The following is a 13,069-nucleotide window of genomic DNA, read 5'->3' on the forward strand; positions in this document are numbered from 1 at the left end:
AAGTATGGGACACCTATCCGATTTATGGAGAAAAATGCAAAGGTTATTGCGCTGGCCATTTTGCTTGGGCTTATGATGATTTCCGTGGGAATAACAGTTTTGATTTTAAAGTTTAGGTAAAACAGGATGAGTATATCTGACGTGAAGGGAGATCACATGGACATTCTATTTAAAAACGATGATTTTGTATTTTCCTACAGGGTTGGCGGTATATTGATCCATAATGAAAAGATCCTGTTGCAACGTCCGAAAAATGATGACTATGCTATCATCGGCGGGCATGTTGCGGCTATGGAGACCAGCATGGAAACGCTGAAACGGGAGTTTGAAGAAGAACTTCACGCTGAGGTAGAGGTAGATAATCTGCTGGCTATAGGCGAAATTTATTTTCCATGGGGAAAGAGACCCTGCCACCAGATCTGCTTATATTATAATGTTCATTTACTGGACGATAGTATTCCTATGGATGGGGTGTTTCATGGATATGATGAATTGGATCATGAGAGAATCAATCTGGATTTCTGCTGGATTCCGCTGGAGGAACTAAGGAAGGACACGAAGGTATATCCATTGGAACTGATACCTTACATACTTGAGCAGAGAAAAGAAACGGTACATTTTGTTTCAAGGCAGATTTAATTGAGAGGGCAAGGAAAGAAAATGCTGGAAGTAAAATTTTATGACTCAGTGGATGATTCCCTGTTGAAGTTTGCGGTGATCGTCTCACAGAGCAATGGCAAATGGGTATTTTGCAAGCATAAAGAAAGAGACACCTATGAAGTTCCGGGTGGACATAGAGAAGCCGGTGAAAGCATTCTTGAAACGGCGAAAAGAGAATTGCAGGAAGAAACCGGTGCAATCAGGTTCGATATGAAGCCCCTGTGTGTATACTCTGTAACCGGGAAGACCAGAGTAAATGATACGGGAGAAGAATCCTTTGGGCTGCTTTGCTATGCGGAGATAACAGAATTTGCGACAGAACTGCATAGCGAGATGGAGAAGATAGTACTCTTGGACGAACTGCCGGAGGAGTGGACGTATCCGTTGATACAGCCGAAATTGATAGAGAAGTATTTGCAGATGAAAAATACTATTGATTTTCGCCTGCGTGCTTGATAGAATGTAGGTGTAATGAAAGTTTACCGCTGACCGATATGCGGGATATAAATGGTTGGGTCGAAAGTGTAGTCCTTCGCCGTGAGGCGGGGGACTTTTTATATTGAAGTATATAAAGAAATTCCTGTTAAAGTTATACCTTGAATTAAGATAATCAAGTGAATTATAATGACTTTAGTTAAAAAATAAATTTTGCTACATTTAGGAGGTCCCCATGCTATTTATAGAATACCCCAAATGTTCCACCTGTCAAAAGGCAAAAAAGTGGCTGGAGGAACATAATATCACCTATACAGATCGTCACATTGTAGAGGACAACCCCACCTACGAAGAATTAAAAGAATGGCAGAGCAGAAGTGGGCTACCGTTAAAGAAATTCTTCAATACCAGTGGGTTGTTATATAAGAACATGCAGTTGAAGGACAAGCTTCCGAACATGACGGAAGAGGAACAACTTCGGCTGCTGGCCACGGACGGAATGCTGGTAAAGCGGCCGTTTGTCGTGGACGGGGATCTGGTTTTGACCGGATTCCGGGAAGCAGAATGGAAGGAAAAATTAATTTAGTACAAGGAGGACGAATATGAGCAGAGTAAATTTTGGAGCAAAGCCGGTAATGTATCCCATGCCGGTGCTGATCATTGCAACTTATGACGAAAATGGAGTACCCGATGCCATGAACGCAGCATGGGGAATCATTACGGACATGAATGAGATCTCCATCAGTATGTCAGAGCATAAGACCACGGAGAATCTGGCAAAGACCGGAGCATTTACCGTAAGTATCGGAACCGAAGATACCGTGGTAGCCTGCGACTATGTGGGCGTGGAATCTGCGAAGAAAGTACCTGATAAATTCTCAAAGTCCGGTTTCCATGCAGCCAAGAGTGATTTTGTCAATGCACCGTTGATCGATGAACTTCCCATGGCGCTGGAATGTAAGGTGAAAAGTTTTGAAGACGGCATTCTGGTGGGCGATATCGTCAACGTCAATGCGGACGAAAGCATCCTGACGGATGGCAAGATCGATCCGAAGAAATTGAAGCCAATCAGCTATGATCCTGTGAATAATACTTATCTTGCAATGGGAGATAAAGTAGGAAATGCTTTTAAAGACGGTTTGAAATTGAAATAGTAAGATCAAAGAACGCAGGAGGGTTAACCCTCCTGCGTTCCCATCTCATCGGTGGTAGAGCGGATATGTTCTACTGCCGTTTTTACTTGTTCTGCGCAATCCAGGTTGTTCTGGCTCATGGTGTGCACCTGTTCGGCATTAGCTGTGACTTCTTCGGTTACAGCGGACAGATGGGAGATGTTTTCCATAATCTTATTATTGGATTCTGACAAGCCCAGAATGTGGTGATTTACTTCTTCCACCTGGGAAGCCAGTGCTTCCATATTTTTGTTCAGCTGTTCGAAAGTCTCGGAAGCAGCCAGGATCTTTTCGCCCTGCTGTTCGGTAGCTTCAATGGAACCGTTGATAGTGTTGACTACCATGTTGGCATTGACATTCAGCTCGTTAGTAATCTTGGTGATCTCTTCAGTAAAACTCTTGGTCTGCTCTGCCAGCTGACGGATCTGCTGTGCTACAACAGCGAAACCACGTCCGGCTTCACCGGCACGGGCACTTTCGATGGAAGCGTTCAGGGCTAAAAGATTTGTCTGACCGGAGATTGCCATGATGCTTCCGGCGATAGTTTCCACCTCTTTTGTCTTTTCCTGTAATTTTGCCATGGCATCGGTGACGGAATGGTTGGTATCCTTGATCATGGCGGACTGCTGTTTTAAGGATTCCATAGCAGCCATGTTTTTACGGATGCTTTCGTTAGAATCCTCAGCAATCTGAACCATTTGCTCGGAGATATGACTGGTCTGCTCGATAGCATTCTGAATCGTACCGGTCATCTGGCTCTGCTCTTCGATGCTGGTGGCAGTCATATTGGTGGCATCGGAAATTTCCTGCATGCTGTTGGCAACAGATTCCGTAGTTTGTACCAGCTGGTTCATAAGACCTGTGGTTTTGGTGGTCTCCTGATGTACGGTCTGGGATACGTCCAGAACATTATCCAGTACTTCTTTTACATGTTTATGTTCTTCACGGGAAGAATCGATGGCATCATTGTTAAATAATATAGCAATCTTACCGGTTTCCAGAATAATGATTCCAATCAGGAATACCAGCAGGGTAGAGCAGATGGCATTCACATCCTGACCGTAGATTCCCTTCGCAGCCTGAACAATCATGACAATCAGGTAGAGCACGAATAATCCCAAAGCGGTTTTCTTCAGAGATTTTTTCTCATAATAAGGAATCTGTAATATGAAAATGGCGATCAGTGCATAGTGGATGAAACTTGCATCTGTCTGTAAACCAACCAACAGATACTCAATGCCGATCTCGATGGTAGCAAAGACTTTTAATAGTCGTGTCGCCTTATTTCGAAGGTGTGTCACGGTATTTATCACACAGAAAACGGCGATCAGAATGGTATTAGCGTATGTAACAATGGGCGCAATGTTGTGATTTACCAGTTTTAACCACAGATAAAATAGGAACACGATCGCCAAAAGCGAAGAAGCAATAATATAGAACTGGTTCATTCTGATATTGCGTTCCGCGGTGTCCGTATAACGATATTTATTATTTTCTTTCATATCCATAAGTCCCCTCCGTATTCATATTGAAACTATTTTAATTGTAACTGCTTTCACCAATTTTTTCTACATTTTTATTCCATTTTTTAAAAAAATATGGAAATAAAAAAGAAAATTGATACTGATTTTCAATACCAAATGCGCTATAATACTTCTGTTACAACACAGAACATTAAGATGTTGAGATACGAAAGGATACAGAAGTGTTATGACACTGAAAGAATTGGAAATCGGCAAAAGCGCCGTGATCGAAACCGTCGGTGGTTCCGGAGAACTCAGACAGCATTTCCTGGATATGGGTATGATCCCGGGAGCGGAGGTGACGGTGGTAAAGCTGGCTCCGATGGGGGATCCCATGGAATTGCAGGTGCACGGCTATGAACTAACGTTGCGGCTGGCGGAAGCGGATCAGATCGAGATCGCACCCATATCGAAGAGAACAAGAGAACATAAGGGGCTGGATCGGGTGACGGATGCGGAGCACCCGGGCTTAGGTGAGGATGGAAAATACCATTCGAAAAAAGATGAGAATCCTCTGCCGGAGGGAACGACACTAACGTTTGCCCTGGCGGGAAATCAGAACTGCGGCAAGACTACACTGTTCAATCAGCTCACCGGCTCGAATCAGCATGTGGGAAATTTCCCCGGAGTTACCGTAGACCGTAAGGACGGTTCCATCAAAGGGTATCCGGATACTTTGGTGACAGACCTGCCCGGTATTTATTCCATGTCCCCTTATAGTAGTGAAGAGATCGTATCCCGTAATTTTATCCTGTATGAGAAACCCAGAGCTATCATTAATATCGTGGATGCGACGAATATCGAGCGTAATCTGTATCTGACCATGCAGTTGTTGGAAATGAACATTCCTATGGTCGTAGCCCTGAACATGATGGATGAAGTCACCGGCAATCACGGCTCCATCGATGTGAATGCCATGGAAGCGTTCCTGGGAGTACCCGTAATCCCCATTTCCGCTGCGAAAAACGAAGGCGTGGACGAACTGATCCGCCATGCAGTCCATGTGGCAAAATATCAGGAACGACCGTTGCGGCAGGATTTCTGCGATAAAAACGATCATGACGGTTCCGTACACCGTTGCATCCATGCGGTATGCCATCTGATCGAGGATCATGCGGAGTCTGCAAAGCTGCCCCTGCGTTTCGCTGCCAACAAAGCCATTGAAGGAGACCATCTGATCCTGGAGAAGCTGCAGCTGGATGAAAATGAAAAAGAAATGCTGGAGCACATTGTCTGCCAGATGGAGGCGGAGCGTGGCGTGGACAGAAGTGCAGCCATTGCCGATATGCGTTTTGATTTTATCGAGAGATTATGTGAGCAGACAGTAGTAAAACCCAAAGAAAGTAAGGAACGGATCCGCAGTGAGAAGATCGACCGGATCCTCACCGGAAAATATACGGCAATTCCCTGTTTTATCCTGATCATGGTGCTGGTATTCTATCTGACTTTCAATGTCATCGGAGCATGGCTCCAGGGACTGCTGGAACTGGGAATCGGAAAATTGACGGAGATCACCGATGCGGCATTGACGGCAGCTCATGTCAACAGTGCGGTCCAAAGCCTTGTCATAGACGGTATCTTTACCGGTGTGGGCAGTGTACTGAGCTTCCTGCCCATCGTGGTCACTCTGTTTTTCTTCCTGTCTCTGATGGAGGACAGCGGCTATATTGCCCGAGTGGCATTCGTTATGGATAAGCTGCTTCGAAAGATCGGTCTGTCCGGACGAAGCATTGTGCCGATGCTGATCGGGTTTGGATGTACGGTACCGGCGGTCATGGCCACGAGAACACTGACCAGCGAGAGAGACCGTAAAATGACGATCCTGCTGACACCGTTTATGAGCTGCTCCGCAAAATTACCGATTTATTCGTTCTTCGTGAGCGTATTTTTCCCGGGAAAAGGCGGACTGATCATGTCAGCATTGTATCTGTTTGGTATCCTGATGGGAATCCTGGTAGCATTTTTATACCGGGGCACGTTGTTTAAAGGAGAACCGGTGCCCTTTGTAATGGAACTGCCGAACTACCGTCTGCCGGGAGCCAAAAATGTAGGGCAACTGTTGTGGGAAAAGGCAAAAGACTTTTTGCAGAAAGCATTCACTGTGATCTTCATTGCTACCATCGTGGTATGGTTCCTGCAGAGCTTTGACCTGAAACTGAATCTCGTTGAGGATTCAGCAAACAGTATGCTGGCTATGGTATCCGGTCTGCTGGTACCGCTGTTTCGACCGCTCGGTCTGGGGGACTGGCGGATCTGTACCTCTCTGATCAGTGGATTCATGGCAAAAGAAAGTGTGGTAGCAACCCTGGAAGTATTGTTCGGCAGCAGCATTGCCACGGTACTTACCCCGCTGGCAGCCGCTGCATTACTGGTATTCAGTCTGCTGTATACTCCCTGCGTGGCAGCCATCGCTTCTGTACGCAGAGAACTGGGTGGAAAATGGGCCATTGCCGTGGTACTCTGGCAGTGTTTTGTGGCATGGGTGGCAGCCTTCCTGGTACATAGTATCGGCTTGCTGATGGGATTCTAGAAATTTTAGATGATAAGATGACAAATAGAAAACCTGCAGGGGATTATTCCTCCTGCAGGTATTTTATTACACATTTCAGTTCCGGAGAGATCCATTTGTTCCGGTGATACAGAAGCTGCCGCCAGATATCCGGATGAATCTCTGTCATGGGGAGACTGACGAGATTTCCTTTTGCCAGATCTTCTGCTATAACGAACTCCGGCAGATAGGAGATGCCGAGACCCTGACACAGAAGATTGCGGATCAGCTGGGTATCGCCCACCTCCATGATGGGCATTGTCTCCTTGCCGTTTTGGGAGAGCAGATCATCCAGTGCAGCCCGGTAACTCATGTTTTTCTCTGTCAGGATCAGCGGATATTCCAGAATCTGTTCCAGGGTGACCTGAGTCTGTCCGGCTAAGGGGTGACCGGCACCGGTGACGAAGTGAATATCCACCGGAGCTTCGAACGCGGTCACATAATTGTGATTAAAAATACGGCGGTCCAGCGTGTATACAATGTCCACCTGATTCTGTCCCAGCATCTGGAACATTTCGTCAGTGCTGGTAGCGATGATCTTCAACCGGATTCCGGGATATTTTTCATGAAAATCTTTAAAACGGCTGTGAAATTCCCAGCTGGCCAGGGACTCTGCAATGGCGATCCGCACCAGACCCTCCGGAGCGGTGTTGCCGCTGATGTGGGTGGCTTCAGCAGCGAGACGCAGGATCTGCTGGGCCAGGGGTAACAGCTTCTCCCCTTCGTTAGTCAGGGTTACGGTATGCCCGATCCGTTCAAACAGAGGGATGGACAGCTCCTTTTCCAGTTGTTTAATCTGAAAGGATACGGTGGACTGGGTATAACCCAGACGTCCGGCCGCCAGCGTAAAGCTCTTCAGTTCGTTCACCATAACAAAGGTTTCCAGATTTTTGACATCCATAGGGTAGATACACTTTCTATATTGTAAATTCAATTCTTCGATCAATGCAATGCAAATAATTTGTTTTTCAAATATTTAAGAAAATTATATAATGAGAAAATAGGGCTGTCAACGTGTAAAAACGTTTAAAATAAGTAGCTTTGGGAAGGATCAGAGGTATGGAAAACAGAGAAAGACTGGGGAGTCGTTTGGGATTTATCATGCTGTCGGCGGGGTGCGCCATCGGCTGCGGAAATGTGTGGAAATTCCCGTGGATGTGCGGGCAGAACGGTGGCGGAAGCTTCATGCTGATCTACGTGATCTGCCTGATCGTGCTGGGCCTGCCCGCCATGATCATGGAATTCTCCGTGGGGCGTGCGGCGCAGACCAGCCCACTCTATATGTATCGGAAATTATCCGGCGGCAGGGGCAAATGGAATCTGTGGGGCATCGTTTGTCTCATCGGAAACATTGCGTTGATCGCTTTCTATGCGGTGGTGTCCGGATGGATCCTCTATTATTTTGTAAAATTTCTGACAGGGCAGAATCAGGATTTCGGTTTTGAAAAAATGATCACGACGCCCTCGGTGAATGTGGCATATCTGTTAGTCACCTTGCTGATCGCTTTTGTAATATTAAGCTTCAACCTGCAGGGCGGTCTGGAACGTATTACCAAATATATGATGTCAGCATTGATCGTGCTGATGCTGGTGCTGGCGGTGCACAGCTTTACACTTCCGGGAGCAGGAGAGGGATTGAGCTTCTATCTGATCCCACATTTCTCCAAAATTACCGGTTCTGTGGTGGTGGGCGCCATGAATCAGGCATTTTTCACCTTGTCCGTGGGAATGGGCGGCATGGCGATCTTCGGAAGCTATATCGGCAAGGACCGTTCTCTCATGGGTGAGTCTATCCATATTATTATCCTGGATACACTGGTGGCAGTGATCGCCGGTATCATTATATTTCCGGCATGCTTCACTTATGATGTGGAAGTGACGGCGGGGCCCAGTCTTCTGTTCGATACTATGGCGACCGTATTTAACAACATGGCAGGCGGCAGATGGTGGGGAACTTTATTTTTCCTGTTCATGGTGTTCGCAGCCATGTCCACAGTGCTGGGCGTGTGTGAAAATATTCTGGCCATGGTCCGGGAACTGACCGGATGGTCCAGACCGGCAGGGTGTGTAGCGTGTGGTGTCGGATGTTTCCTGTTGGCTCTGACGACAGCACTGGGCTTCAGTGTATTTCATTTTCAGCCGTTTGCAGCGGGGACAACCTGGCTCGATTTCTGGGATTTCCTGGTGTCGAATAACATCATGCCCATAGGTTCGATCCTGCTGGCAGTATTTTGTTGTTATAAGGTCGGCTGGGGCTGGGACAAATTCCTGGAGGAAGCAAATGCCGGCAAGGGCTTAAAGGTCCAGCCGTGGATGAAGCCGGTGTTCAAATATTTTGTGCCGGCGGCAGTGCTGTTCATCTATGTGTACGGAATGGTAAATTTTGCATGGAAATAGGAGAAATGAGATCAAGATAGGAAGAGACAAACGACGGTGGGGTGAGAACTCTGCCGTTTTTGTGTATAGGATGAGCAGGGAAGCGGTTGCACCGAGACTCAAAATTGGGTAGTATGTAATTATTCAGAGGTGGTTTTGTGAATAGGATTCTGAATAGTTATGGCAGTATAAAGAATAGAAGCAGGAGACATCTATGACAGAGCAGGAGATCCGGACGATATTACGCAGACAAAGAGAATATTTTGCTACGGGAGCCACGCTTTCCCGGGAATTCCGGGCAGAACAGCTGGGAAAGTTAAAGGCTTCCCTGCAGCGCCATGAAACAAAATTGAACGATGCACTGCAACAGGATCTGGGGAAAAGCCGGATGGAAAGCTACATGTGCGAGATCGGACTGACGCTCTCGGAGCTGACCTGGATGCAGAAACACCTGCGGGGGCTGATGCAGGAAAAGAGAGTGCCGACACCGTTATCGCAGTTCGCGGCGAGGAGCTTCCGGTCTCCGTCACCCTATGGCACCGTGCTGATCATGAGTCCATGGAATTATCCGGTGCTATTGACGCTGGATCCGTTGATCGATGCTATTGCCGCAGGGAATACCGCAGTGGTAAAACCCAGTGCCTATGCTCCGGCGACGGCAGCAGTGTTAAAAATGATTTTGGAAGAATGCTTCCAGGCGGAATATGTGGCGGTGATCACCGGCGGCAGAGCAGAGAATCAGGCATTGTTACAGCAGCGGTTTGATATGATATTTTTCACCGGAGGCAAGACCGTTGGACGGGAGGTGCTGAGAAGTGCTGCGGAATATTTGACCCCGGTGACGCTGGAGCTGGGCGGGAAAAGTCCCTGTATCGTGGATGCTACGGCGAAGCTTCCGCTTGCGGCGAGGAGGATCGTATTCGGAAAATATCTAAACTGCGGGCAGACCTGTGTGGCACCGGATTATGTGTTGTGTGATGTCAGGATCCGCGACCGATTGGTGGAAGCTATCCGGGCGGAGATCGCGAGGCAGTTTGGTGCAGATCCCCTGCAGAATCCGGATTACGGGAAAATCATTAACGAGAAGCATTTTCACAGACTGTTGGGATTGCTGGATGCGGAAAAAATCGTCTGCGGTGGACAGTATGACGAGAAGACCTTGCGCATTGCGCCTACGGTGATGACGGATGTGGACTGGTCGGATGCCGTGATGGGAGAAGAGATTTTTGGACCGATCCTGCCGGTGGTGACTTATAATGCGTATGATACAGATAAGAGCATTGCACAAAATGATTTTAGAGAGGAGGGTTCTGGAACCCATACTGCCGCGGGAGATTTTGTGGCTTGGGCGATCCGCTGTGTGGAGGAACACCCCCATCCGCTGGCACTGTATTTCTTCAGTGAAGATAAAAAAGCCCAGAGACGGATCCAGGATCACTGCCATTTTGGCGGTGGCTGCATCAACGACACCATCATTCATCTCGCCACCAGCGCCATGCCCTTCGGCGGCGTGGGTGAGAGTGGCATGGGTGGGTATCACGGCCGCACCGGATTCGAGACCTTCAGCCATTATCGGAGTATCGTGGACAAAAAGACATGGATGGATCTGCCGATACGGTATCAGAGGTATGATGAGAAAAAAGAGATGTTGTTGCGGCGGTTTTTGAAGTAACGTCCTGAAAAGTGTAGCCTAAAGAGGAAATTACGTCCTGAAAAATGTAACAAATTGTGAAATTAACGCCTTAAAAGTGTTGAAACACTTTTTGGGGTCTTAATTTTGTTGACAGTGAAAATTTATATGGATAGAGTAGAAGTAGATAATTGCAATAGATAATTCAGGGAGGCGGACAGGAAACGATTTGCAGAACTTCCGTAATTCCCATAGAGGTAAAAGCAGAGGAAAACCTCAGAGCGAAGAGCCTGAAGATGTTCTGCAAAAAATATCAGCCGAAAATTGCGATCCGGACGTCAATGTCGGATTACAGAGAGCAGGAATGGATGACGAATATTCCGCTTTATAATATAGATTATGTAAAAAATATGTTGAAGAATAAATAAAAGGAGAAAAAAATGGCAGAGTTAGAAAACAGTAAGGATTTAATCAGTGTGTTATGGAGTGGAGCGGATATTCTTCGTTCTAAAATGGATGCTAACGAGTATAAGGACTACTTATTAGGAATTGTTTTTTATAAGTATCTTTCGGATTCATTTTTAATCAAGGTGTATGATTTGATCTATGATGAAAAGCCGGAGAACTTAAAGGTTGCTTTAGAGGCATACAAAGAAGCTCTGGAAGATAGCAGTGCAGAAGAATTAAAAGAACAAATCAAGTCAGAATGTCATTACGTAATTGAACCGGAACTTACATATACATGTTTTGCTGATGCGGCAAGGAACAACTCATTTAATCGAGAGCAGTTGCAGAAAGCCTTTAATAATATTGAACAAAGCGATCCTTTATTTGCAGATTTATTTACGGATATTGACTTATATTCTAATCGTTTAGGGACAGGAGATCAAAAACAGAGTGATACTATTTCGAATTTGATTAAGGAAATTGATAAAGCAGATTTATTGAATTCAGATGCAGAGATTCTGGGAAATGCTTATGAGTACCTTATCGGTCAGTTCGCATCGGAAACAGGAAAGAAAGCGGGAGAGTTCTATACGCCGCAGGCAGTATCAAAGATTTTGACAAGAATAGCGATTGCAGGACAGGAAGATAGAAAAGGATTATCTGTATATGATCCTTGCATGGGTTCGGGATCTCTTCTGTTAAATGCAAAAAAATATGCGAAAGAGCCTAATTATATTAAATATTATGGACAGGAACTGAATACTTCAACATATAACCTGGCTAGAATGAATATGTTTTTGCACGGAATAGTACCGGAAAATCAAGTCCTTCGAAATGGTGATACTCTTGACGGAGACTGGCCGACTGGCGAAGAAACTGATTTTAATATGGTATTGATGAATCCGCCGTATTCTGCAAAATGGAGTGCTGCTGCAGGATTTTTACAGGATGAGAGATTTAGCGATTATGGTGTGCTTGCACCCAAGTCAAAGGCCGATTATGCCTTCTTACTGCATGGTTTGTATCATTTGAAAAGTAATGGAACAATGGCAATTGTATTACCACATGGTGTGCTTTTCCGTGGCGCGGCAGAAGGTAAGATAAGAGAAAAATTACTTCGCTCCGGTAATATTTATGCGGTTATTGGATTGCCGGCAAACCTTTTCTACAATACATCAATTCCTACATGTATTGTGGTTTTGAAAAAACACAGAGAAGGTCGAGATGTTCTCTTCATTGACGCTTCACAAAAGTTTGAAAAAGGTAAAAAACAGAATGCCATGACTGATGGACATATTGATTCAGTTATGAAACTTTATAACGAAAGAGTAACGGTAGATAAAGAAGCATACCTTGCAAGTTTTGAAGACATTGAACGAAATGATTTCAATTTGAATATTCCTCGATATGTAGATAATTTTGAGAAGGAAGAAGAGATTGATCTAAATGAACTTTTGGTAAGCATGACAAACACGGATAAGGAACTGGAACAGGCGCAAGGAGACTTTTTGTTACTTATGAAAGAATTGACCTCACCGGATGAAGATGTCATGTTTGCTTTGAATGAGTTAATTAGAAAGATGGAGGGGTGATGGACATGGCAAAACCTAAAATTAGATTTAAAGGATACACAGACGATTGGGAACAGCGTAAGTTGGGAGAGATAGCTACCTTTATTAACGGAAGGGCATATTCGCAAGAAGAATTATTGAGTTCAGGGAAGTACAAAGTATTAAGAGTTGGAAATTTTTATACAAATGATTCTTGGTACTTTTCTGAACTTGAATTAGAAGACAAATATTATGCTGAAGAAGGGGATTTATTATATACTTGGTCGGCTACATTTGGACCCCATATATGGCATGGAGACAAGGTAATATACCATTATCACATCTGGAAAGTTGAATTAAAAGAGAATTTTGAAAAGTGCTTTGCAGTACAATTATTGGAGCGCGATAAGACAGCAATTTTATCTGATAAAAATGGTTCTACAATGGTTCATATTACGAAGGCAGGAATGGAAGAAAAGTCGGTTATTATTCCGGGAAATATTAATGAACAGGCTCTGATAGGAGCATACTTTGATGAGCTTGATCACCTCATCACTCTTCACCAGCGAAAGTGTGAAGAAACAAAAAAATTAAAAAAATATATGTTACAAAAAATGTTTCCACAAAATGGACAGACTGTTCCGGAAATTCGTTTTGCTGGTTTTACTGATGCTTGGGAACAGCGTAAGTTTCCTGAATTTGTTTCATTTTTTAATGGTTTGACTTAT

The 13,069-nt window shown here is 45.1% G+C and carries 11 protein-coding genes; 9 read left to right on the plus strand and 2 right to left on the minus strand.

Annotated features, from left to right (window positions below):
- Nucleotides 1-156: 156 nt before the first annotated feature.
- From ACTRDR_RS14255 to ACTRDR_RS14270, 4 genes are all read left to right on the plus strand, one after another.
- A complete protein-coding gene (locus ACTRDR_RS14255; protein ID WP_440528266.1) occupies nucleotides 157-639 on the plus strand; it encodes an NUDIX hydrolase in 483 nt (160 codons plus the stop codon).
- A gap of 21 nt (nucleotides 640-660) precedes the next feature.
- A complete protein-coding gene (locus ACTRDR_RS14260; RefSeq protein WP_117466547.1) occupies nucleotides 661-1,116 on the plus strand; it encodes an NUDIX hydrolase in 456 nt (151 codons plus the stop codon).
- 214 nt (nucleotides 1,117-1,330) lie between these two features.
- The gene (locus ACTRDR_RS14265; protein ID WP_227064597.1) at nucleotides 1,331-1,681 is read left to right on the plus strand and encodes an arsenate reductase family protein; all 351 of its coding nucleotides are present in this window, start codon (nucleotides 1,331-1,333) and stop codon (nucleotides 1,679-1,681) included.
- Between the two features lie 16 nt (nucleotides 1,682-1,697).
- Entirely contained in the window at nucleotides 1,698-2,249 is a 552-nt protein-coding gene (locus ACTRDR_RS14270; protein ID WP_022152807.1) for a flavin reductase family protein, read from the plus strand.
- Between the two features lie 23 nt (nucleotides 2,250-2,272).
- Here the strand turns inward: ACTRDR_RS14270 and ACTRDR_RS14275 are convergent, their stop codons facing one another.
- The gene (locus ACTRDR_RS14275; RefSeq protein WP_440528269.1) at nucleotides 2,273-3,775 is read right to left on the minus strand and encodes a methyl-accepting chemotaxis protein; all 1,503 of its coding nucleotides are present in this window, start codon (nucleotides 3,773-3,775) and stop codon (nucleotides 2,273-2,275) included.
- A gap of 202 nt (nucleotides 3,776-3,977) precedes the next feature.
- Between ACTRDR_RS14275 and feoB the strand changes: the two genes are divergently transcribed.
- Entirely contained in the window at nucleotides 3,978-6,320 is a 2,343-nt protein-coding gene (feoB, locus tag ACTRDR_RS14280; RefSeq protein WP_440528271.1) for a ferrous iron transport protein B, read from the plus strand.
- 43 nt (nucleotides 6,321-6,363) lie between these two features.
- Here the strand turns inward: feoB and ACTRDR_RS14285 are convergent, their stop codons facing one another.
- Nucleotides 6,364-7,239, minus strand: a complete 876-nt coding sequence (locus tag ACTRDR_RS14285; RefSeq protein ID WP_119624013.1) for a LysR family transcriptional regulator — start codon at nucleotides 7,237-7,239, stop codon at nucleotides 6,364-6,366.
- Nucleotides 7,240-7,397: 158 nt separating this feature from the next.
- Here ACTRDR_RS14285 and ACTRDR_RS14290 point away from each other — a divergent pair, with 158 nt between their 5' ends.
- The 4 genes from ACTRDR_RS14290 to ACTRDR_RS14305 all read left to right on the plus strand — a co-directional run.
- Nucleotides 7,398-8,735: a sodium-dependent transporter gene (locus tag ACTRDR_RS14290; RefSeq protein ID WP_440528273.1), complete on the plus strand. Its 1,338-nt coding sequence runs from the start codon at nucleotides 7,398-7,400 to the stop codon at nucleotides 8,733-8,735.
- Between the two features lie 193 nt (nucleotides 8,736-8,928).
- Nucleotides 8,929-10,386 carry an aldehyde dehydrogenase gene (locus ACTRDR_RS14295; RefSeq protein ID WP_440528274.1) on the plus strand — a complete coding sequence of 486 codons (1,458 nt, stop codon included), beginning with the start codon at nucleotides 8,929-8,931 and terminating at the stop codon, nucleotides 10,384-10,386.
- Nucleotides 10,387-10,784: 398 nt separating this feature from the next.
- Complete coding sequence (locus tag ACTRDR_RS14300) at nucleotides 10,785-12,383, plus strand: type I restriction-modification system subunit M (protein WP_022152800.1); 1,599 nt, start codon at nucleotides 10,785-10,787, stop codon at nucleotides 12,381-12,383.
- Nucleotides 12,384-12,388: 5 nt separating this feature from the next.
- On the plus strand, nucleotides 12,389-13,069 hold a 681-nt coding region (locus ACTRDR_RS14305; protein WP_440528276.1), incomplete at its 3' end, for a restriction endonuclease subunit S.

The organism is Simiaoa sp., from assembly GCF_051972595.1.
GTDB lineage: Bacteria > Bacillota > Clostridia > Lachnospirales > Lachnospiraceae > Acetatifactor > Acetatifactor hominis.